This is a genomic window from Saliphagus infecundisoli (assembly GCF_020177375.1).
GTDB lineage: Archaea > Halobacteriota > Halobacteria > Halobacteriales > Natrialbaceae > Saliphagus > Saliphagus infecundisoli.
In genome coordinates this window covers 803,959-825,533 of sequence record NZ_JAIWHV010000001.1, presented here as the reverse complement: position 1 = coordinate 825,533, position 21,575 = coordinate 803,959, and the positions used below count along the sequence as shown (strand labels likewise).

At 67.9% G+C, this 21,575-nt stretch carries 20 protein-coding genes; 10 read left to right on the top strand and 10 right to left on the bottom strand.

Annotated elements, in window-relative coordinates; all coding sequences use genetic code 11:
- Genes LCF40_RS04635 through LCF40_RS04625 form a run of 3 tightly spaced genes read right to left on the bottom strand, consistent with a single transcriptional unit; the run spans position 1 to position 3,709 of the window.
- The gene (locus LCF40_RS04635; RefSeq protein WP_224827547.1) at positions 1 to 2,313 is read right to left on the bottom strand and encodes a xanthine dehydrogenase family protein molybdopterin-binding subunit; all 2,313 of its coding nucleotides are present in this window, start codon (positions 2,311 to 2,313) and stop codon (positions 1 to 3) included.
- The gene (locus tag LCF40_RS04630) at positions 2,310 to 3,209 is read right to left on the bottom strand and encodes an FAD binding domain-containing protein (RefSeq protein WP_224827546.1); all 900 of its coding nucleotides are present in this window, start codon (positions 3,207 to 3,209) and stop codon (positions 2,310 to 2,312) included. The genes LCF40_RS04635 and LCF40_RS04630 overlap by 4 nt, the downstream gene beginning before the upstream one ends.
- Complete coding sequence (locus LCF40_RS04625) at positions 3,209 to 3,709, bottom strand: (2Fe-2S)-binding protein (RefSeq protein WP_224827545.1); 501 nt, start codon at positions 3,707 to 3,709, stop codon at positions 3,209 to 3,211. The genes LCF40_RS04630 and LCF40_RS04625 overlap by 1 nt, the downstream gene beginning before the upstream one ends.
- A 123-nt stretch (positions 3,710 to 3,832) precedes the next feature.
- Between LCF40_RS04625 and purD the strand changes: the two genes are divergently transcribed.
- A complete protein-coding gene (gene purD / locus LCF40_RS04620; RefSeq protein WP_224827544.1) occupies positions 3,833 to 5,146 on the top strand; it encodes a phosphoribosylamine--glycine ligase in 1,314 nt (437 codons plus the stop codon).
- A 39-nt stretch (positions 5,147 to 5,185) separates the two neighbouring features.
- Here the strand turns inward: purD and LCF40_RS04615 are convergent, their stop codons facing one another.
- Positions 5,186 to 5,887: a YqjF family protein gene (locus LCF40_RS04615; protein ID WP_224827543.1), complete on the bottom strand. Its 702-nt coding sequence runs from the start codon at positions 5,885 to 5,887 to the stop codon at positions 5,186 to 5,188.
- Between the two features lie 90 nt (positions 5,888 to 5,977).
- On the opposite strand from LCF40_RS04615, the gene LCF40_RS04610 reads away from it, so the two are divergent.
- The 3 genes from LCF40_RS04610 (at position 5,978) to LCF40_RS04600 (ending at position 7,504) form a co-directional block, all read left to right on the top strand.
- Complete coding sequence (locus LCF40_RS04610) at positions 5,978 to 6,475, top strand: pyridoxamine 5'-phosphate oxidase family protein (RefSeq protein ID WP_224827542.1); 498 nt, start codon at positions 5,978 to 5,980, stop codon at positions 6,473 to 6,475.
- 63 nt (positions 6,476 to 6,538) lie between these two features.
- Complete coding sequence (locus LCF40_RS04605) at positions 6,539 to 7,060, top strand: acyltransferase (protein WP_224827541.1); 522 nt, start codon at positions 6,539 to 6,541, stop codon at positions 7,058 to 7,060.
- A 39-nt stretch (positions 7,061 to 7,099) separates the two neighbouring features.
- Complete coding sequence (locus LCF40_RS04600; protein ID WP_114575473.1) at positions 7,100 to 7,504, top strand: SHOCT domain-containing protein; 405 nt, start codon at positions 7,100 to 7,102, stop codon at positions 7,502 to 7,504.
- A 1-nt stretch (position 7,505) separates the two neighbouring features.
- On the opposite strand, the gene LCF40_RS04595 is transcribed toward LCF40_RS04600, so the two are convergent.
- From LCF40_RS04595 to rocF, 3 genes are all read right to left on the bottom strand, one after another.
- Positions 7,506 to 8,045, bottom strand: coding sequence for a small multi-drug export protein (locus LCF40_RS04595; RefSeq protein WP_224827540.1), 540 nt, complete (start codon positions 8,043 to 8,045; stop codon positions 7,506 to 7,508).
- A 43-nt stretch (positions 8,046 to 8,088) separates the two neighbouring features.
- The gene (locus tag LCF40_RS04590; protein WP_224827539.1) at positions 8,089 to 9,246 is read right to left on the bottom strand and encodes an NAD(P)/FAD-dependent oxidoreductase; all 1,158 of its coding nucleotides are present in this window, start codon (positions 9,244 to 9,246) and stop codon (positions 8,089 to 8,091) included.
- Positions 9,247 to 9,394: 148 nt separating this feature from the next.
- Positions 9,395 to 10,315 carry an arginase gene (gene rocF / locus LCF40_RS04585; RefSeq protein WP_224827538.1) on the bottom strand — a complete coding sequence of 307 codons (921 nt, stop codon included), beginning with the start codon at positions 10,313 to 10,315 and terminating at the stop codon, positions 9,395 to 9,397.
- A 90-nt stretch (positions 10,316 to 10,405) separates the two neighbouring features.
- Here rocF and LCF40_RS04580 point away from each other — a divergent pair, with 90 nt between their 5' ends.
- Complete coding sequence (locus LCF40_RS04580; protein WP_224827537.1) at positions 10,406 to 11,086, top strand: metal-dependent transcriptional regulator; 681 nt, start codon at positions 10,406 to 10,408, stop codon at positions 11,084 to 11,086.
- 188 nt (positions 11,087 to 11,274) lie between these two features.
- Positions 11,275 to 11,808 carry an Rrf2 family transcriptional regulator gene (locus LCF40_RS04575; RefSeq protein ID WP_114575478.1) on the top strand — a complete coding sequence of 178 codons (534 nt, stop codon included), beginning with the start codon at positions 11,275 to 11,277 and terminating at the stop codon, positions 11,806 to 11,808.
- A gap of 12 nt (positions 11,809 to 11,820) precedes the next feature.
- Here the strand turns inward: LCF40_RS04575 and gyrA are convergent, their stop codons facing one another.
- Positions 11,821 to 14,310 carry a DNA gyrase subunit A gene (gyrA, locus tag LCF40_RS04570; protein WP_224827536.1) on the bottom strand — a complete coding sequence of 830 codons (2,490 nt, stop codon included), beginning with the start codon at positions 14,308 to 14,310 and terminating at the stop codon, positions 11,821 to 11,823.
- A 22-nt stretch (positions 14,311 to 14,332) separates the two neighbouring features.
- Positions 14,333 to 16,276: a DNA topoisomerase (ATP-hydrolyzing) subunit B gene (gyrB, locus tag LCF40_RS04565; RefSeq protein WP_224827535.1), complete on the bottom strand. Its 1,944-nt coding sequence runs from the start codon at positions 16,274 to 16,276 to the stop codon at positions 14,333 to 14,335.
- Between the two features lie 139 nt (positions 16,277 to 16,415).
- On the opposite strand from gyrB, the gene LCF40_RS04560 reads away from it, so the two are divergent.
- Positions 16,416 to 18,857 carry a DNA topoisomerase VI subunit B gene (locus LCF40_RS04560; RefSeq protein WP_224827534.1) on the top strand — a complete coding sequence of 814 codons (2,442 nt, stop codon included), beginning with the start codon at positions 16,416 to 16,418 and terminating at the stop codon, positions 18,855 to 18,857.
- Positions 18,854 to 19,942: a DNA topoisomerase IV subunit A gene (locus tag LCF40_RS04555; protein ID WP_224827533.1), complete on the top strand. Its 1,089-nt coding sequence runs from the start codon at positions 18,854 to 18,856 to the stop codon at positions 19,940 to 19,942. Before LCF40_RS04560 ends, LCF40_RS04555 begins: the two co-directional genes overlap by 4 nt.
- Before the next feature lie 9 nt (positions 19,943 to 19,951).
- Here LCF40_RS04555 and LCF40_RS04550 read toward each other — a convergent pair whose 3' ends face one another.
- Positions 19,952 to 20,311 carry a winged helix-turn-helix transcriptional regulator gene (locus LCF40_RS04550; RefSeq protein ID WP_114575483.1) on the bottom strand — a complete coding sequence of 120 codons (360 nt, stop codon included), beginning with the start codon at positions 20,309 to 20,311 and terminating at the stop codon, positions 19,952 to 19,954.
- Between the two features lie 98 nt (positions 20,312 to 20,409).
- Here LCF40_RS04550 and LCF40_RS04545 point away from each other — a divergent pair, with 98 nt between their 5' ends.
- Complete coding sequence (locus tag LCF40_RS04545) at positions 20,410 to 21,225, top strand: succinylglutamate desuccinylase/aspartoacylase family protein (protein WP_224827532.1); 816 nt, start codon at positions 20,410 to 20,412, stop codon at positions 21,223 to 21,225.
- The gene (locus LCF40_RS04540; RefSeq protein ID WP_224827531.1) at positions 21,222 to 21,554 is read left to right on the top strand and encodes a hypothetical protein; all 333 of its coding nucleotides are present in this window, start codon (positions 21,222 to 21,224) and stop codon (positions 21,552 to 21,554) included. Before LCF40_RS04545 ends, LCF40_RS04540 begins: the two co-directional genes overlap by 4 nt.
- Positions 21,555 to 21,575 lie beyond the last annotated feature (21 nt).

The window sequence follows — 21,575 nt, the reverse complement described above, 5'->3', positions numbered from 1 at the left end:
CTACTCCTCGAGTACCTCCCGAACCCGCTCTGCTGTAAGGGGCATATCAACGTGTGCCACGTCGAGGGCGTCGGCGACCGCACCCACGATCGTCGGCGGCGCGGCGATCGTTCCCGCCTCGCCGATCCCCTTCACGCCGAGGGGGTTGCGCGGGCTGGGCGTCACCGTCGTCTCGGTCTCGATGTCGGGGAGCTGTTCCGCTCGGGGAACCGGGTACTCCGCCATCGAGTCCGAGAGGAGCCGTCCCTCGTCGTCGTAGACGGCCTCCTCGTACATCGCCTGGCCGATCCCCTGGGCAACCCCGCCGTGAACCTGCCCCTCGACGATCGTGGGATTCACTTGCTCGCCGCAGTCGTCCACCGCGACGTAGCGCTCGATCTCGATGTCGCCCGTGGCGGGATCGACCGCGACGAGCGCCGCGTGGGTGCCGAAGGCGTAGGCCGTCCCGTCGGGCTCGTAGAAGGTGGTCGCCTCGAGTCCCGGCTCCAAGTCCTCAGACAGCCCGCGGCCGTAGGCGGCGCCGGCGACCTCCTCGAAGGAGATCGCACGATCGGGTGCGCCCGCGACCCGGAACTCCCCCTCCTCGAGAGCGACGTCCTCGACGGCGGCCTCCAACCGATGGGCCGCGATCTCGCGGGCCTTCTCGCGGACCTCGCGGGCGCTCTCGACGACCGCGCTCCCGCCAGTGATCGTGCTTCGGGAGCCGAAGGTGCCGGTGCCCTTCGGGATCGCGTCGCTGTCGCCCTCCCGGACGTCGATCGCCTCCATGGGAACGCCGAGTTCGTCGGCGACCAGTTGGGCGTACGTCGTCTCGTGGCCCTGGCCGTGGGAGTGGGTGCCCGCCGCGACCGTCACCCCGCCGTCGGGGTGGACCCGGACGACGCCGCTCTCGAAGCCGCCGCCGGTCGATTCGGTGAAGCAGGCGATCCCGACCCCACGGAGCCGGCCGTCGTCGGGGTCGTCGCTCTCGACGGACTCCACCGTTCCGTCTTCCGTCCGCTCGTCGTACCCGATCGCCTCGAGGACCTTCTCGAGTGCGGGCTCGTAGTCGCCGCTGTCGTAGCTCGCGCCGACCGCCGTCTCGTAGGGGAACTCGTCGGGTGAAATCTGGTTTCTCCGGCGGAGTTCAGCACGGTCGATCCCGAGTTCGCGGGCGGCGACGTCGACGATCCGCTCGGTCACGTAGATGGCCTCCGGCCGCCCGGCGCCCCGATAGGAGTGAAGCGGCGCGGTGTTCGTAAAGACCGCGCGGGTCCGACAGCCGATCGCGGGGATCGCGTACTGGCTCGAGAGCAAGCCCCCGTACCAGCCGGGCATCGAGGCGCCGCCGCCGAGGCCGTAGCCGCCGACGTTGGCGGTCGTCTCGACGGCGAGTCCTCGAAAGGTGCCGTCGGCGTCTACTCCCAGGTGCGCCGTCGTCCGGTGGTCGCGGGCGTGGGCGCCCTCGAGGTAGTTCGCCGACCGGGTCGCCGTCCACCGGACCGACCGCTCTATGTCGCGGGCCGCCCAGGCGGCCATCGCCTCGCCGGGATGGTGGTGGCCCTTGTGGCCGAAGCCGCCGCCGACGCGGGGGGCGATCACCCGGATCGCGCTCTCGGGAAGCCCCAGGGTCGAAGCGAGCTTTCCGCGGTGGCCGTGGGGGGACTGACTCGTCATCGTCACCGTCAGCCGGTCGGCGGCGGCGTCGTACTCCGCGACGGCCGCCCGGGGCTCGATCGCCGAGGAGATCAGCCGGTTGTTCTCGAGATCGATGGAGACGACTCGATCTGCGTCCTCGATCGCGGCCTCCGCCTTCGAGAGATCGCCCTGCTCGGTCGTCGCGGCGACGTTATCGGGAGCGCTCTCGAACAGCGTCGGCGCCCCCTCCTCGCGTGCGGCCTCCGGGTCGGTGACGACCTCGCGGGAGTCGTAGTTCACGGAGACGGCTTCGACGCCGTCCCGAGCGCGGTAGCCGTCCTCGGCGACGACGGCGGCGACCGGCTGGCCGTGGTAGCGCACCCGGTCGCGAGCGAGCACCGGGTGGCCCGGCGGCTCGCAGTCGAGCGATCCGGTCGAGATCGGGAGGACGCAGGGCGAGGAGGAGTCGGCGAGATCCGGCCAGGTGTAGACGGCCTCGACGCCCTCAAGTTTCTCCGCCGCCCGGGTATCGATCGACTCGATGTCAGCGTGGGCCCGCTCGCTCCGGACGAAGGTGAGGTGGGCTGCATCGGGAGGAACGAGGTCGTCGGTGTACGTCGCGCGCCCCGTCAGAAGTGCCTCGTCCTCCCGGCGGGGGACCGGACTCCCGGTCAGGTCATCGCTCTCCTCGCTCATCGGGACTCACCCCCCTCGGCGCTGCCGGTGCCGTCGATCGCGTTCTCGATGGCTCGCTCGACGTACGCCGGGAGCAACTCCCGTCTGTGAGAGGCTGAGGCGTGGCGGTCGCCGTACGGGAGTTCGTCGTCCACTTCGTCGCCCGCTCGATCGAGAGCGTTACCGATTTCGGTCGGGAACCCGTTCCCGGCGAGGTCCGCCACCGGAGTTCCCTCTATCGTTTTCTCGACGCCCGCGAGCCGGATCGGGCGCTCGACGGCGCCGCCGGCCGCCACCCGCGCGCCCGCCACCGCTTCCGACTCGACGTCGAAAACGACCGCCGCCGAGACCATCGCGTACCCCGAGGCTGGGTGGATCCGCCGGGCGTAACCCCCCGCGTCGTGGGCCGGGAGGACGAGTTCGGTGACGAGTTCCTCGCTCTCGAGGGCGGTCCGGTTTTCTCCCTCGAAGAGATCGTCGGCGGGAATCGTCCGCTCGCCGTCGGGTCCCGCCACGTGGACCGTCGCGTCGGCCGCGAGTGCGGCGGGCGGGAGGTCGCCTTCCGGGTCGGCCTGTGCGAGGTTTCCCCCGACAGTGCCCCGATTTCGGACCTGCGGATCGCCGACGTGCTCGGCGGCCGCCGCGAACACGGGGATCGCCTCGCGGACCCCCGCCGAATCCACGCACTCGGCGTAGGTCGTCGTCGCGCCGATCCGAACCCCTTCACTCCCCGCGTCGATCCCCGAGAGCGACTCGAGCCGGCCGACGTCGATCAGCCGTCCCGGATCGGTTTGGCGGGCCTTCAACTCGGTGAGCAGGCTCTGGCCGCCCGAGAGGACGCGGCCACCTCCCGAGAGCAGGTCGATCGCCTCGCTGACGTCGCCCGGCCGATAATAGTCGAACTCGGGGGGATACATCAGTCGGCCCCCTCGCCAGCGCTCGAATCCATGGCGAGCGACTCGACGGCATCCACGATGTTGTGGTAGCCGGTACACCGACACCGGTTGCCCTTCAGCGACTCCCGGATCGACTCCCTGGAGGGGTCGGGATCGTTTTCGAGGAGGTCGGCGGTCGCCATCACCATCCCGGGGGTACAGTAGCCACACTGGAGGGCGTGAGCCTCGTGGAACGTCTCCTGGATCGGGTGGAGGACGTCCCCACCGCCGTCGCCCTCGCCGGCGAGCCCCTCGACCGTTCGAATCTCTCGTCCCTCCTCCTGGACCGCGAGGCGGGTACAGGCCTTGACGGCCTCGCCCTCGACGTGGACGGTACAGGCCCCACAGGACCCCGTTTCACAGCCGACCTTCGGGCCCGTATAGCCCAGGTCCCGGAGGGCGTGGACCAGTAGCGTTCGGGACTCGACGGTCGCCGTCTCCCGCTCGCCGTTGATAGTCAGCGTGATGTCGTGTGTCGTCATGACTCGTTGGAGTGGGCCACACGACCGACGCCCATTACGGTGCTGGTCGGAGAACCACGATCGTGCACAAGCTCGAAGAAAAGAAGGGCAACGCTTACACTACCGTGCGTACCGCCATCGATCATGGACGAGACCGTACTGGTGGTCGGCGGCGGCGGGCGCGAACACGCCATCGCCCGCGCGCTCGCCTCGTCGGACGCCGAACTCTACGCCTGTAGCGAAAACCGGAATCCGGGGATCGACGCGCTCGTCGAGGGGTTTCGAAGCGTGGAGACGACCGATCCCGAGGCGGTCGTTTCCTACGCCAAAGCAGTGGGTGCGACGCTGGCGGTCGTCGGTCCCGAGGCGCCGCTGGCGGCAGGGGTCGTCGATGCCCTGGACGACGCGGGGATCTACGCGTTCGGACCCCGACAGGCGGAAGCCCGCATCGAGACGGACAAGGCCTTCCAGCGGCGGTTCATGGCAGAAAACGACGTTCCAGGGTGTCCGGAGTTCGAGACGTTCGTCGACCCCGAGGCGGCCTGCGACTACATCGACGACAGCGAGGAGGACCTCGTCATCAAGCCCGCGGGGCTCACCGGCGGGAAGGGCGTGAAGGTGATCGGCGATCAGGTCACTCCCGAAGAGGGGAAAACGTACATCCGGGAATCGGGCTACGACCGAATCGTCCTAGAAGAGCGCCTGATCGGCGAGGAGTTCACCGTCCAGGCGGTCGTCGCCGCCGGCAGCGTCGAGACCGCGCCCGCGGTCCAGGACCACAAACGCGCCTACGAGGGCGACGAGGGGCCCAACACTGGCGGGATGGGCAGCTACACTGCCCCCACCTATGAGCTCCCGTTCATGACCGAGGAGGAGTACGCCGACGCCGTCGGCATCGTCGAGTCGACCGTCGACGCCCTCGAGGGCTACAAGGGGATCCTCTACGGCCAGTTCATGCTCACCACGGAGGGCCCGAAGGTCGTGGAGTTCAACGCCCGCTTCGGCGACCCCGAGGCGATGAACACCCTTCCCGTCCTCGAAACAGACTTCCTCGACGTCCTCGTCGCGGCCCGCGAGGGCGCGCCCGTCCCCGAACTCGAGTTCGCAGAGCGAGCCACCGTCTGTAAGTACGCCGTTCCCGCGGGCTACCCCGACGATCCCGAAGCAGGTGCCGAGGTAACGGTAGACGAGGAGAGCGTCGCGGAACTCGCGGACGATAGCGGAGAGGCCCTGCTCTACTACGCCAGCGTCGATGCCCGCGACGACGGCGTCTTCACGACGACCTCCCGCTCGTTTGCGGTCGTCGGCATCGCCGATTCGATCGCCGATGCGGAGGAAATCGCCGAAGAGGCCCTCGCGCTCGCCGGCGAGGAGGGCCTGCGCTCGCGCCACGACATCGGGAAAGCAGATCTCGTCCAGTCCCGGATCGACCACATGGCGGAGTTGCGCGGGAACTGACCACCGCACTCGGGCGACCGTCGGCGACGGCGGCCGAGACTACTGCCGTCCGTCGGCCCGCTCGCTCGAGGAGGCGGTCACCTCGAGTCCGGGGCTGTAGTAGGAGACGGGATCGGCGTCGGGCCGGTCGAAGCGCTCGGCCCCCAACAGAGTGTTTTCCGTGATACGCGGCTCGGCGGAGTACAGCGTCCAGGGGTCGTGTTCGACCGCGGTGAATCGAAGATTGCCGTCGAGATCCTCGGCGTAGAAGCCGTAGCGTTCGACGAGAAACGCCGCAAGCGGTTTCTCGGGTGCCGAAAACGGCTCCCCCGTCGGGCGGTACGTCGCCTCGTAGGTCGCCGGACGGGCGCCGGGGTGGCGACGGTGGCTTCGAAACCGGACTCCCCCATCCTCGACCGACAACGAGATCCGGGCGTAGTAGTACGGGAGGTGGTGAAAGAGGCGGGCACCGAGGACGCCCGCGACCCCCTGGGCGTCGAGGCTGAAGAAGTAGACCGCCGGCTTTCCCTGGTACGTGACGTAGGTCCGCACGTTGATCTCGGGAAGCGAGAGCCCAACCCACCGCGGCAGGCCCCGCGGGCGGATCGCCCCGTTTACGAAGGGAACGACCGAGAGCCAGGCCTTCCCGTCGTGGGTATCGAGATCGAGCACGTCGGGGACGTGGGGACGGAGGAGGGCGGGATCGACCGGCCAGTTCTCGAACAGGAGGTGGCGCCAGTCCATCTCGAGGGCGACGACCATGGCGGAGGGAGGGAGCGAAAGCCGAAATCGGTTCGGATAGACAGGTGCGAGCGTCTCGGTTACTTGTCTTTCGGGAGCGAACGTTTCGGGATGACCCCGAACGATCCGACCCCCGACGCGGAGCGAACCCGCCCCTCGACGGAGGCGAGCTACGGAATCCCCGCGGAGGAGACGGGAATGCTCGACTGGGAGTTCGTCGCCGAACGGCTGCGGGGCGATCGCTCCTACTGGGTGACGACGATCCGGCCCGACGGCAGGCCCCACGCCCGCCCGACGTGGGGCGTCTGGATCGACGGCGCCTTCCACTGTGGCGGCGGCGAGCGGACGCGGTGGGTCCGGAACCTCGCCGCCGACCCCTCGATCGTCGTCCACCGCGGGGACTCCGAAGAGGTCGTGATCCTCGAGGGCGAAGCCGAACGGATCGACCGCAAACGCGTCGGCGAGGAGTTGATCGACCGCCTCGAAGCGGCCTACCGGGGGAAGTACGACGTGGGACACGGAACCCCCTTTTTCCGGGTCCGTCCCGAGCGGGTGCTCGCCTGGAGCGAGTTTCCGACGGACGCGACCCGCTGGACGTTCGAGAAATGACGGAGTTACCCGGGCGAGCCGGGGCACCTGGTTTCTTGTAGACCCCCGCCCTACGACGCCGCAGTGACCGACGACCGCGAGCCGGCCGACGCCCGCCACGACCGCATCTCGACCCATCCCACGCCCGGTCGGGGGAACTCGCTTTCGGGCTGGCCGGAGGCGAAACACCCCGTGCGGGTCGCCGCCAACTACGTCGTCGTCTGGCTGATCCGGCTCTCGCCGTCGCTCCGCCTCAAACGACTCCTGTTACGGGCGCTCGGGGCCACGGTCGCGCCGGGGGTCTCCTGGGGACTGGAAGCGACGCCGGACGTCTTCTGGCCCGAACTGATCACCCTCCGGGAGGACGCCCTGGTGGGCTACGACGCGACCCTGCTCTGTCACGAGTTTCTCCAGGAGGAGTACCGAACGGGGGAGGTCGTCGTCGGCGAGCGCGCGACCGTCGGCGCGGGCGCGATCGTCCTCCCGGGGGTGGAGGTCGGCGCGGGCGCGACGGTCGCGGCGAATTCCCTGGTTACCCGGGACGTCCCCGCGGACACGACCGTTGCGGGGGTGCCCGCCGAGGCGATGGGCTCGGGCGGAGAGTGACGACGAAACGACTATGGTGGATCTCGCCGACCACCCGGTATGACCCTCGAGTCGCGCATCGAGGCGGGGGGACGCCGGCTGCTCACCTCGCCGCTGTGGCTCGGCCTGTCGATCACGGCCGTGCTCGTCGCCCCGATCTTCCTCGTCCCGGGGATCCCGGTGTGGGTTGGCGCCTTCTGGCTCGTGACCGTGACCCCGACCGTCCTCCTCGGAACCTACGCGACGTTCGCCCTCTACCGGTGGCTCCGCGGAGCGGTCGGACGGGACGCGCCGACGGCCACGGCGGCCGAGGAGCCACGGACCCGCGAGCGTCCGATCGACCGGCTCCGGGAGCGGTACGCGACCGGCGAGATCGACGAGGAGACGTTCGAGCGGACCGTCGAGCGCTTACTCGAGACCGATCCCAACGAGGGAGGTCGCGAGCGCGATCTCCTCCGGGAGTAGTCTAAAGTCCGAGGATGGCGACCCCAGCGACCGTCGCCGCAGTGATCGCGACCGTCCAGACGGCGATACTCGCGGTCATCCAGCCGAGCGTGGAGCGACCGCGGGCGCCGAGTCCGAGGGCGATGACCGCCGCGAGGTGGACCCCGGTAAGGACCGGGGCGGCGAACGCGAGGCCGGGGAGGCCATAGCTGTTCCAGACCCGCCGGGCGCGCTCGCGGCGTTTCGATCCCTCGCCCTCTCCCCAGCCAAAGCGTGCGGCGAGGCGCTCGTAGGCGAGGACGATCCCGTAGATCGGGAGGGCGTTGCCCGCGAACGCGACCCCGGCCACGAGGAGGGGGTCAAGTCCGATCGCGATCCCCGCGGGGATCACGAGCAGGATCTCGAGCCACGGGATCGCCGCGAGGACGAAGACGAGCAGGTATCGCCAGGGGCCGCTCGCCCCGGCGATCCACTCCCGGACCTGCCCGCCCTGGAGGAGAGCGTCTCCGGCGAGCGTGTTGGCGACCGGGAGCAGTGAATAGACGAGAGTCGAGGCGTCCATCGACGGACGTCGGCCCGGCGGGAGAAAGACCGTGTCGATCGAGCTACAGTGACGACCAGGCGGTTCGCGCACGGTTCCAGGAGGTGAGGTCCGCGATCCAGCGGGCCGCGATCAGCTTCTTCAGGTTCTTCGCGGGGAAGCCCCCGAAGGTGTCACCGAAGGGGTACATCGAGACCTCGTGGGCGACGGCCTTCTCGCCGACGGAGACGACCGTCCCCTTGTCGTCGTACTCCCAGGTCAAAAGCGGGCGGTTCTCGATCGCGCGGGCGATGTTCTCGCCGGCGACCTCGGCGGCCTGCCAGGCGGCCTGGGCCGTCGGCGGCGCGGGCACGTCGCCCTGGTCTACGATCGCCGAGTCGCCGATCGCGAACACCCGGTCGTCGCTCGTCCGGAAGTTCGCCTCGGTGGTGACCCGGTTGTGTTCGTTCTCGAGGTCGGCGCTCTCCATGGCGTCCTGGCCGGTGATCCCGCCTGTCCAGACGAAGACGTCGTAGTCGAGGGGCTCGCCCTCGTCGAAGTGGATCGTGCCGTCCTCGGCCTCCGTGATCGGGTCGTCGGTGTGGATGCGGACGCCCGCCTCCTCCAGCAGCGAGCGGAGTTCGCGCTGGATTTCGGGGTCGTTGCCCGGGAAGATCTCCTCTAGGGCCTCGACGAGGTGGACGTCGATCGGCGCGCGGTTGGCGTCGCGGAACTCGGCGATCTCGCCGGCCGACTGGATCCCCGAGAGCCCGGCGCCGCCGACGACGACCTGTGCGGGCTCGCCCCGAGTCGCCTCCCGGCTCGCGGCGTCTATCGCGTCGTGGATCTCGAGGGCGTCCTCCAGGCTCTTCAGGGTCAGCGAGTGCTCTTCGAGGCCGGGAATGCCGTAGTAGGCGGTCTGGCTCCCGAGGCCGACGAGGACGTAGTCGTAGTCGACGTCCTCGCCCTCGGCGAGGGAGACGACCTGGTCGTCGGTGTCGAGGCCCGTCACCGTGTCCTGGACGAACCGGGTGGAGGGGTCGGCGATGTCGTGGACGGGGACCGTGATGTCCGAGCGCACGCCCGGGTCCCGGATCACGCGGTGGGACTCGTGGAGCACGAGGTGGTAGTCGGTCTCGGAGACCCAGGTGATCCGTGCGTCGTCGTCGAGTTCCGATTGGAGCTTCTTGATCGTTCCGGCGCCGGCGTACCCGGCCCCGAGAACGACGACGTTCTCTGGCATACCCGCCCCTCGGAAACACACCGATACAAAGGTGTTGAAGCGCGAACGGTGTGTCCGTCAGTACCACGCGGAGCCGACTGCCGGAAGCGCAAGCGTGTGGCAATATTTGTGCCCGCCCCGTTCGACGGGCGGCCCGACGAAAGACGGTTCAAATGATCCGTCGTCCGAACGCGCTGGCCGCGAGTTCGGTCGCCAGGGTCGCGGTCTCGTTCGCTTCGTCGAGGATTGGATTCACCTCGACGACGTCCATCGACCGGAGGAGTCCCGAATCGCCGAGGCGTTCGGAGACGGACTCGAGCGCGGAGTGGGCCTCCCGGTAGCTGACGCCCCCGCGGACGGGGGTGCCGACCCCGGGTGCGGTCTTGGGGTCGAGCCAGTCCAGATCGAGGCTGACGTGGACCCCGTCGGTGCCCGCCGCGGCGACCTCCAGGGCGTCCTCGACGACGGCGTTGACCCCCCGCTCGTCGATGTCGGACATCGTGTAGGCGGTCATCTCGCTGTCGCGGATCGCCACGCGTTCGCGGTCGTCGAGACTCCGGAGACCGACGTAGGCGACGGACTCCTCGCGGACCCCGGGCGCCCGGGCCCACTCCATCCCGCCGAAGGCGCCCCGTCCGAGGATCGCCGCCAGCGGCATCCCGTGGACGTTCCCGCTGGGGGAGGTCTCGGGGGTGTTGAAGTCGCCGTGGGCGTCGAACCAGACGACGCCGAGATCCGCCTCGCGGGCGGCACCGCCTACCGTCCCGATCGCGATGGAGTGGTCCCCGCCGAGCACGAGCGGGGTGACGCCCTCGGCGATGGTCTCGGCCACTCGCTCCTCGAGTCGGGTACAGACGTCCTCGATCTCCGCCAGGAACTTCGCCTCGCCTTCGCTGGGCGGGCTGGCGTCGGGGTCGCGTTCCTCCGCGCGGGCGACGACGAGGTCGCCGTCGTCGGTCGGGGTAGTTCCGGCTTCCGCCAGCCCGTCGGCCAGTCCCGCGTACCTGATCGCGGAGGGGCCCATGTCGACCCCGCGTCGGTTCGTCCCGTAGTCCATCGGCGCGCCGATCACCCGGACGGCTCCGTCCATGGCCGACCTACGGCGGCGGGCGGTTTAGTTGTAGGCGACTCGCCGACCGGGCGGACGGAAGCTTTAGGAATAGACGGACCTAATCTCCGGGTGATGCTGAGCGACGTGATGGAGGACTACCTCAAGGCGATCTACCGGCTCCAGCGCGAGCGGGAGGACCGGATCAAGACCTCCGAGATCGCCGAGGAGCTCTCGGTCACGTCGCCGACGGTGACGAGCATGGTCGAGAAGCTAGAGGACCGCGGGCTCGTCGACCGCGAGAAGTACAAGGGCGTCCGGCTCACCGAGGAGGGCCGCGGCGTCGCAATCGAGGTCGTCCGCCACCACCGCCTGCTCGAGGCCTACCTGACCGAACACCTGGATTACGACTGGGCGGAGGTCCACGACGAGGCCGACCGGCTCGAACACCACATCAGCGAGGAGTTCGAAACCCGGGTCGCGGCCGCCCTGGACGACCCCGAGGTCGATCCCCACGGCTCGCCGATCCCCGGCGCCGACCTGGAGCCTCCATCGACGCGGACGGGTGATCCGGTCTCGGCGTTCGCGGAGGGCGACCGGGTCGTCGTCCGGGAGGTCGCAGACCGCGACGCCGAGGTGCTCTCATATCTCGCAGACCACGGCGTCGAACCCGGCGTCTCCCTCGAGATCAGAGAGATCGCCCCCTTCGGAATGATCACGGCGCGGGCGGCGGGCCACGACGAGGACGTTTCTCTGCCCGAGGAGGTCGCGAGACACGTCCGGGTTGCCCCGCCGGCCGAGGTCGAGGGCTGAGGAGAGTACGGCGACGGAGCGACCGCAGACCCGCTCTCGACCTCGCGAATCGTTCCTGGCCGGGAAAATCCCACGATCGGTCGGGGCAAAGGGTTTAGTGGAGCCCTCCGAAACTACGAATCGACGTAACCGATCGCCAATCCACGGGTTTAAGGAAATCTATCACGAAGGATATCACACAACACATCATGTCATCGATCGAACTCACCCCGAGCCAGAAGAAGATCCTGCGCGCGCTGACGAACCTCCACAAGGACTCCGAGGACGCGATCAAAGGCGAGGACATCGCCGAGCAGGTCGACCGCAATCCCGGAACGATCCGCAACCAGATGCAGAGCCTGAAAGCCCTCCAGTTGGTCGAGGGCGTCCCCGGGCCGAAAGGCGGCTACAAGCCGACGGCGACGGCCTACGAGGCCCTCGAGATCCAGCAGATGGACGAGCCCGCCTCCGTCCCGCTTCGCCATGAGGGCGAGGACGTCGAGGGCGTCATCGTCGAGGAGATCGACCTCTCGAGCGTCCACCACCCCGAACTCTGTCGTGCCGAGGTCCACATCCAGGGGGCGATCGACGGCTTTCACGAGGACGACTCCGTGACCGTCGGCCCGACGCCGCTCTCGAAGCTCAAGATCGAGGGCAGCGTCGACGGGAAAGACGACACGAACAACATCCTCATCCTCCGGATCGACGACATGGTCGCCCCCGCCGAGGAGCCGGCCCACTGACCGGCGGCCGACTCACTCCGCGTCGTCCGACGCTTCTCGCTCCCCGTCCTCCACAGCGGGGAGCACGTCGACGCTCGCCACCGCGTCGTCGGCCGCGACGTCCATCACCGTTACGCCCAGCGTGTTCCGCCCGACCGTCGAGATCTCGGCGGCCCGAGTGCGCATGATCTGGCCGCGCTCGCTCATCACGATCAGGTGATCGTCCGCGTCGACGGCCTCGACGGCCGTCACCGGTCCGTTGCGGTCGTCGGTCTTGATGTCGATCAACCCCTTGCCGTAGCGCGACTGGGTCCGGTATTCCGAGAGGAGGGTGCGCTTTCCGTAGCCACGCTCCGTGACCGTCAGCAGCGAGCGGCCGTCCTCGGCGTCGCCGGTCGCGACCAGCCCCGCGACCGCATCGTCGCCCTCGAGTTTGATCGCGCCGACGCCCCGTGCGTTCCGACCCATCTCCCGGACCTCCCCCTCCTCGAAGCGGATCGTCATCCCGCCTTCGGTGGCGACGACGAGGTCGCCGGTGCCGTCGGTGACCTCGACGTCGACCAGTTCGTCGCCCTCCTCGAGAGAGGCCGCAATCAGGCCCGTCGTGCGAATGTTCTCGAAGGCCTCACCCGCCGTCCGCTTGACGTACCCTTGGCGGGTGACCGTCGTCACGCACTCGCTTTCGGCGAACTCGTCGGTGTCGACGACGGCCGTGATCTCCTCGCCGGGATCAAGGTCGATGATGTTGACCGCCGACTTCCCCCGTGCCGTACGACCCATCTCGGGGATCTCGTAGGTCTTGAGCCGGTAGACCTGGCCGTGGTTCGTAAAGCAAAGCAGGTAGTCGTGGGTGTTCGCCCGGAAGACGGCCGTTACCCGGTCGCCCTCCTTTACGTCCGCGCCGATGATCCCCTTCCCGCCCCGACCCTGGGGGTCGAAGGCGTCGACCGGCATTCGCTTGACGTAGTCGTCCTCGGTCATCACGACGAGGACCTCCTCCTCGGGGATGAGGTCCTCGTGGGTCACGGTGCCCGCGTCCTCGACGATCGACGTCCGCCGGTCATCGTCGTACTCGTCTTTGATCTCGCGGAGTTCCTCCGTGATCACCGAGTCGAGACGCTCGTCGCTGTCGAGGATCGCCTCCAGGCGCTCGATTTCGACCTCGACCTCCTCGTACTCCTCCTCGATCTCGACGGCCTCCATCGAGGTGAGACTCCCGAGTTGCATCCGAACGATGTGGTCGGCCTGGTCGGCCGAGAACTCGAAGGTCTCGCGTAGGCCCTCCTTTGCGGCCGAGCGGTCCTCGGAGTTCTGGATCAAGTCGACGACCGCCTCGACGTGTTCCAGCGCTCGCAGTCGCCCCTCGAGGATGTGTGCGCGCTCTTCGGCCTCCGCCAAGTCGTACTCGCTGCGCCGCCGGACGACCTCGCGGCGGTGGTTGACGTACTCCTGGAGGGTCTCTTTCAGGCTCAGAACCCGGGGCTGGCCGTCGACCAGCGCGAGGTTGATGACGCCGAAGGTCTTCTCCAGGTGGTTCTCGAGCAGGCGGTTCTCGACGACCTCGGTGTTCGCGCCGCGCTTGAGCTCGACGACGATCCGGACGCCGTCGCGGTCGGACTCGTCTCTGAGGTCACTGATGCCCTCGAGTTCGCCGTCGGTGACGTCCTCGGCGATGCGCTCGACCAGCCGGGCCTTGTTGGCCTGGTAGGGGAGCTCCGAGATGACGATCCGCTCGCGGTCGTTGCCGAACTCCTCGACTTCGAACTCGGCGCGCACCCGGATGCGTCCGCGGCCGGTCTTGTACGCCGAGTAGATGGCGTCCCGGCCGACGATGTTCGCGCCCGTCGGGAAGTCGGGGCCCTTGACGTGGTCCATCAGGTCCTCGACGGTCGCCTCCGGGTTCTCGATCAGTGCGACCGTCGCGTCGATCACCTCGCCCAGGTTGTGCGGTGGGATGTTCGTGCTCATCCCGACGGCGATCCCTGAGGAGCCGTTGACCAGCAGGTTCGGGAACGCGGCCGGAAGGACGTCGGGCTCCTGTAAGCGGTCGTCGTAGTTCGCCGAGAAGTCGACGGTGTCCTTTTCGATGTCCGAGAGGAGTTCCTCGGAGACGGCGGCCATCCGGGCCTCGGTGTATCGGGGCGCTGCAGCGGGGTCGCCGTCCATCGAGCCGAAGTTCCCCTGGCCGTCGACGAGGGGATAGCGCATCGAGAACTCCTGGGCCATCCGGACCAGGGTGTCGTAGATCGGGCTATCACCATGGGGATGGTAGTCACCCATCGTCTCGCCGACGATCGAGGACGACTTCCGATGGGAGGAGCCTGAGGTGACGCCCATCTCATGCATCGCGTACAGGATCCGACGGTGGACCGGCTTCAGCCCGTCCTCGACACGGGGGAGGGCACGTCCCGCGATGACGCTCATTGCGTAGTCGATGTAGCTCTGTTCCATCTCGTCTTCGATGCGGACGGACTCTACGGCTGCGGCGTCGATGTCGGTGGGATCGGGAACGTCTGAACTCATGGAATTACCTCGAATTGTCGGATCATATATCGATCCACTCGGCTTCGGGAGCGTGATCCTTGATGAACTGTTTGCGCGGGCCGACGGCGTCGCCCATCAGTACGGAGAACATCTTGTCGGCGGCGGCGGCGTCCTCGACGGTGATCCGTTTCAGGATGCGGTTTTCGGGGTTCATCGTCGTCTCCCAGAGCTGTTCGGGGTTCATCTCGCCGAGGCCCTTGAACCGCTGGACGCGGGTCGGGTTGCCGTTACATTTCTCTTCGACGATCTCGTCGCGTTCGGCGTCGGTCATCGCGTCGTAGGTCTCCCCGCGGTAGCGAATGCGGTAGAGGGGCGGCTGGGTCGCGTAGACGTAACCGCCTTCGAGCAGCGGGCGCATGTGCCGGTAGAAGAAGGTCAGCAGCAGGGTGCGGATGTGGGCGCCGTCGACGTCGGCGTCGGTCGCCATGATGATCTTCTTGTAGCGGACGTCAGAGACGTCGAACTCGTCGCCGATCCCCGCGCCGATCGCGGTGATCATATTTCGGATCTGGTCGTTCTCGAGGATGCGGTCCAACCGGTGTTTCTCGACGTTGAGCACTTTCCCCCGAATGGGGAGCACTGCTTGGAACTCGGGATCGCGGGCCTGTTTGGCGCTCCCGCCCGCCGAATCGCCCTCCGCGATGAACAGTTCGGCCTCCTCGGGATCTTTCGTCTGGCAGTCCGCGAGCTTTCCGGGCAGCGACGTCGAGTCGAGCGCGGACTTCCGACGGGTGAGCTCTTCGGCCTTCTTCGCCGCTTTCCGGGCTTTCGCGGCCTCGACGGCCTTCATCACGATCGCCTGAGCGGTGTCGGGGTGTTCCTCGAAGTAGGTGCCCAGGCCCTCGTGGATCGTGCTCTCGACGATCCCCCGGACGTCGCTGTTGCCGAGTTTCGTCTTCGTCTGGCCCTCGAACTGGGGGTCGGGGTGTTTGATCGAGATCACTGCCGTCAGCCCCTCGCGGATGTCCTCGCCCCGCAAGTTCTCGTCGAGGTCCGAGAGCAGGTCGTTCTCGCCCGCGTAGTCGTTGACAACCCGGGTGAGCGCGGTCTTGAACCCGGTGAGGTGAGTGCCGCCCTCGCGAGTGTTGATGTTGTTCGCGAAGGCATGGATCGAGCCCTGGAGCTCCTGGGTCGCCTGCATCGCGACCTCGACTTCGATTCCCTCGCCGCTATCCTCAAAGTAGATGACGTCGTCGTGCATCGCCGAGCGCGTCTCGTTCAGATACTCGACGAACTCACGGATCCCGCCGTCGTAGCGGTAGGTCTCCTCGACCTTCTCGCCGTCGTGGCTTCCGTCTCGGTCGTCCTCGGCGCGTTCGTCCCGCAGCGTGATCGCGACCCCGGAGTTGAGGAAGGCCAGCTCCCGAAGCCGGTTCGAGAGCGTCGAGAAGGAAAAGTCGGTCGTCTCGAAGATGTCGGAGTCCGGCCAGAACGTGATCTCAGTTCCCGTCTCCTCGCCCTCCAGATCGCCGACGCGTTCCATCTCGCCCTGTGGGGCGCCCCCCGCGAAGGTGTGAGAGAAGACCCCGCCGTCGCGGCTGACCTCGGTCTCGAGGCGTTCGGAGAGGGCGTTGACGACGCTGACGCCGACGCCGTGGAGCCCGCCCGACACCTGGTAGGACTTGTTGTCGAACTTCCCGCCGGCGTGGAGCACCGTCATGATGACCTCGAGGGCGGGACGGTCGTATTCGGCGTGGGTGTCGACGGGGATTCCCCGGCCGTCGTCGGCGACGGAGACCCCGCCGTCCTCGCGGATGGTGACGGTGATCTCCTCGCAGTGGCCGGCGAGCGCCTCGTCGATCGAGTTGTCCACCACCTCGTAGACCAGGTGATGGAGTCCTCGCGTGTCGGTAGAGCCGATGTACATCGCCGGCCGCTTCCGGACGGCCTCCAGGCCTTCTAGAACCTGGATCTGGCCGGCGCCGTACTCGCGTTCCTGGGACATGAGAAACCTGTCTTCGGGTAGTGGTCGGTCCTTGATAAAGCTCACGTGTGCGCGCTCGCGCGTAGAGCGGCCAACACCACGATTCACTTTCACTCCGGTAACGCACAGCTTTTACCCGCGCCGTTAGTATGGAGGTGTAATGACGTCGCTCCAGTCGACCCTCGGCGACGATCCGGGGATCGCCGAGGAACTCGCGGACAACCAGCGGGCGATCTCGATCGCCGAGTTCTTCGAGAAGAACAAGCACATGCTCGGCTTCGACAGCGGCGCCCGCGGCCTCGTCACGGCCGTCAAGGAGGCCGTCGACAACGCCTTGGACGCCGCCGAGGAGTCGGGAATCCTGCCCGACATCTACGTCGAGATCGAGGAGGCCGGCGACTACTACCGCCTGATCGTCGAGGACAACGGTCCGGGGCTCACCGCCGACTCGCTGCCGAAGGTCTTCGGGAAACTCCTCTATGGCTCCCGATTCCACGTTCGCGAGCAGTCCCGCGGCCAGCAGGGGATCGGGATCTCCGCGGCCGTCCTCTACAGCCAACTCACGAGCGGCAAACCCGCGAAGATCACGAGCCGGACCCAGGGAGGCGAGACCGCGAAGTACTTCGAGCTCATCATCGACACCGACGAGAACGAACCCGAGATCAGCGTCTCCGAGGAGACGACCTGGGATCGCCCCCACGGCACCCGGATCGAACTCGAGATGGAGGCGAACATGCGAGCCCGGTCGCAACTCCACGACTACATCAAGCACACGGCGGTCGTCAACCCCCACGCCCGGATCGAGCTTCGCGAGCCCAACGCCCACTTCAAGTCCGAGCGTGCGACCGACCAGCTTCCCGAGGAGACGGAGGAGATCCGTCCCCACCCCCACGGCGTCGAACTCGGGACCGTGATCAAGATGCTCGGCTCGACGGACTCACACTCCGTCTCGGGCTTCCTCCAGGGCGAGTTCACCCGGGTAGGCAAGAAGACCGCCGACTCGGTCGTCGACGCCTTCCGGGATCGCCACTACGGCCGCGAGATGGCCTGGACGCCGCCGGGCGCTCGCGGAGGGGTTTCGGAGGTCGACGTCGCGAGCGCGGTCGTCGAGGCGACCGCGAACAAGGGAGCCGACGCGACCGATGCCTTCGCGGAGGGAGTCGCCGATTCCCTCAGAAAGCGCGAGCGCGTCGCCCACCACCAGCTCAGCGAGATCGTCGAGGACGCAGCCGAGGAGATCGGTGAGGAGTTCGGAACGACTTTCGGCGAGACGGTCCGCGAGCGCGCGACCGAGGCCGCCTGGCGGACCGTCGTCGGTGCAGGCGACGGGAGCGAGGACGACGCCGGTGACGAATCCCGAACCGCCGACGACCTCTACCGGATCGCCGACGACGCGACGAGTTCCCGGAAGGACGACGCCGTGATCCGGGCCTTTGCCGACCGACTCGCGGGCACCTTCAGGGAGGGAAGTCACCGACTGACCCGCGACGAGCTTGAGGACCGGGTCGGCCGCGCCGCCGAACTCACCGAGGAGTACGACGACGTCAGTTTCGGGGAAACAGCCCGGGAAAACGTCGTCGAGTCGGTCTGGTCGGTGATGGAGACGGTGCCGGACGACCCGCCGCTCGTGCGCGAACTGGCCGGGAGCCGGGACGCCGCCAGCGACCTCGTCGAGGCGATGCGGGAAACCGACATCATGGCGCCGCCGACGCGGTGTCTCTCCCCGATTTCGTCCGAGCTGATCCAGGCCGGACTCGAAAAGGAGTACGACGCGGACTTCTACGCGGCCGCGACCCGCGACGCGGGCGTGGCGGGCGGGGACCCGTTCATCGTCGAGGCGGGGATCGCCTACGGCGGCGAGATCGAGGCCGAGGGAAGCGCCGAGGTGATGCGCTTTGCCAATCGGGTCCCGCTGGTCTACCAGCGCGGGGCGTGTGCGACGACCGACGTCGTCAAGGGGATCGGGTGGCGCAACTACGGGCTCGATCAGCCGGGCGGCAGCGGGATGCCCAACGGCCCCGCCGTGATCATGGTCCACGTCGCCTCGACGAACGTCCCCTTCACGAGCGAGTCCAAGGACGCCGTCGCGAACGTCCCCGAGATCGAAGACGAGATCGAACTCGCGATCCGGGAGGCCGCCCGCGACCTGAAGAGCTACCTCAATAAGCGCCGGTCGATGCAGAAACGCCGGAAGAAACAGAGCGTACTCGGGGAGATCCTCCCCGAGATGGCAGAGAAGGTCGCCGAGGTCACGGGCAACGACGAACCCGAGATCGACGACGCGATCGCCCGGATCATGAACAACGTGCTCGTCGAACGCCGGACGGAGGCGAACGGCGACGGCCAGCGGGTCCGGGTGGCCATCGAGAACCACTCGGGGACCAACGAGTCGATCGAACTCACCGACATCGTCACCGCCGAACCGACGGAGGTGAGCGACGGCGCGAGCGTCGTCGAGATGGACGGCGAGTGGTTCGTCCGCTGGGAGACCGACGTTCCCAGCGACGGCGAAGCAGTGCTCGAGTACCGGACGGGAGACGACGCGGCGTTCGACCTCGACGTGAAGGGAGTCGAAACCGAGAAACTCACGGTGAACCAATGAGCGCAGACGACGACCGGGCCAGAGAGCAATTGATCGACCTCGCCGCACGGTTCTACGACCAGTTCGAGCAGGGGGAGGTCCCCTCGATGTCGATCCCGACCCGGACGAAGAGCAACATCGAGTACGACGAGGAGGCCGACGTCTGGGTGTACGGCGACCGGGAATCGACGCGGTCGGCGAACTCCGTTCGGGGCGCCCAGAAGCTCCTGAAGGCAGTCTACACCATCGACTTCCTCGCCGACCAGCTAGAGCAGGACAGGTCGTCGACCCTGCGTGAGCTGTACTACCTTTCCGAAAGCTGGGACAACGACAACGCCCAGTTCAACGACCAGGACGAGTCAAACCAACTGGTCGAGGACCTAGAGATCGTCAGCGAGGTCACCCGCGAGGACTTCCACATGCGCCCCGAGGAATCGGGCGCGAAGGTGATGGGGCCGCTTCGGATCAGAGAGCAGACGAACCGAGGTGCCAGAGAGATCCACTGCCAGGACGACGTCGGACAGGGTGGCTACCAGATCCCGAACAATCCCGACACGATCGAGTTCCTCGAGTGTGACGCCGAGTTCGTCCTCTGTGTCGAGACCGGCGGGATGCGCGACCGGCTCGTCGAGAACGGGTTCGACGAGGAGTTCGGCGCGCTGACCGTCCACCTCGGGGGCCAGCCCGCGCGGGCGACCCGGCGGCTCACGAAGCGCCTCCACGACGAACTCGACCTGCCCGTGACGGTGTTTACCGACGGCGACCCGTGGTCCTACCGGATCTTCGGCTCGGTCGCCTACGGCTCGATCAAGTCCGCTCACCTCTCGGAGTACCTCGCGACGCCCCAGGCGCAGTTCATCGGGATCCAGCCCGCCGACATCGTCGAGTACGACCTCCCGACGGACCCCCTCTCGGACTCGGACGTCAACGCCCTGGAGAGCGAACTCGAGGACCCCCGGTTCCAGACCGACTACTGGGAAGAACAGATCGAGCTCCAGCTCGAAATCGACAAGAAGGCAGAACAGCAGGCACTCGCCGCCCGCGGGCTCGACTTCGTTACGGAGACGTATCTGCCCGAACGGCTGGACGAGATGGGCGTCCTGTAGTCCGGCGTCTCACTCGGTTTCGACCTCTCCGAGCCAGTCGCCCGCCCAGCACTCGATCTCGTCGAAGACCGGCGCGAGGGACTCGCCTTTCGCGGTGAGGCTGTAGTAGGTCGCGACGGGTGCGTCCTCCTCGAGCCGGCGGTCGACGAACCCCGTCTCGCCGAGGTCGTCGAGCACTCGCGAGAGGGTCCGTGCGTTCGCGCCGGTCGCCCGCTTGAGCTCGTTGAACCGGTACTCGCCGTCCTGGAGCTCGTGGAGGACCGCGAGGCGCCACTGGGAGCCGATCTGTTCGATCGATTCGATCACCGGGCAGGCCTCGGGGTTCGGTTCCCGGGCAGTCGCCGCGGGGCTCGAGCGGTCGGATGCCATCGCCGGCCGTACGTCGCCGGGGAGTATAGTGGTTCGGTATCGAACCGCTTTGCTCCGGAGGGAAACACGCATTAGTGGCGAGGGCCTCGGGGACGACGATGACCCGATGGGAGGTTCTCGTGACCGATATCCTCGCGGGAACGACCGTGGTCGGCCGGGAGAACGCCTCGGCCGGCGCGGGGCTGGTGGCGGCCGCACGGCGTCCCGGCGGCGAGCCCGTCCGGACGGAGACCGAGACGATCCTCCCCGGGACCCGCCACGAGACGCCCCTCTACGTGGTCGACGCGCCGAAAGCGGGACCGACGGTGATGGTGACGGGAGGGATCCACGGCGACGAACCCAACGGGATCGAGGTCGCCCGCGAGGCCGCGAGCTGGTATCCCGACGCGGGCCGGCTGGTCGTGATCCCGGAGGCCAACCGGGTCGCGATCGAGAACGGTCGCCGGGACGGGGTCGGCGGCGACCTGAACCGCCAGTTTCCGCCCGATCGACCCCCGGAGACGGAGCTCGCCCGCGGGCTCTGGACCACCATCGAACGCCATGCCCCCGACGTCTTCCTCGACCTCCACCGCTCGCTCGGGATCTACGGCGTCCATCCCAGATACGTCGGCCAGGCGATCTTTCACTCGCCGTCGGCCCGCGGCGAGGAGCTCGCGGCGTACTTGAACGAGGTCGCGATCCCGTGGTACATGCCCTTTCACCGGTTCACCGCGGCCACGAGCATGATGGGGGGCCCGCTGCTCTTTCACGCGGTCGACCGGGAGTTCGGCGCCGACGCCTACCTCTTCGAGACGACCGCGTTCCTCCTGGACCAGGAGGCGAAAAACGAGCTGACCCGCCACGCGGTCGCGAAGGTCCTCTCGCTCCACGGACTGCTCGAAGCGGCCGACGGCCGGGGGGGTGTGGGCCGATGACCGAACGAACCGTCTCGCTCCGGCGGGTCCTCGCGGGGCCGGCGACGCTCGCCACCTACGCCGTCCTCGTCGTGCCCCTCGCGGCCGGCTGGCTCAGGACCGCCTGGATGACGCCGCTGGCGCTGCCGGGCTATCTCATCTACGTGGTCGGGACGGCGATCGGCAACGCCCTCTCGGCGCGCTTCGAGTTCTGGGCGTACTGGGTTCCCTTCACCGTCGGCTGCTACGCAGTGTCGGTCGCCGTCGGCTACTGCTACGAACTCCTCCGGATCCGCGGGTCGAGCGGGACTGGAGCGGCCGAACCCGATCGCCGGTCGACCGGCCGATAGTCCGGAGCCGCGGCCGAGAGT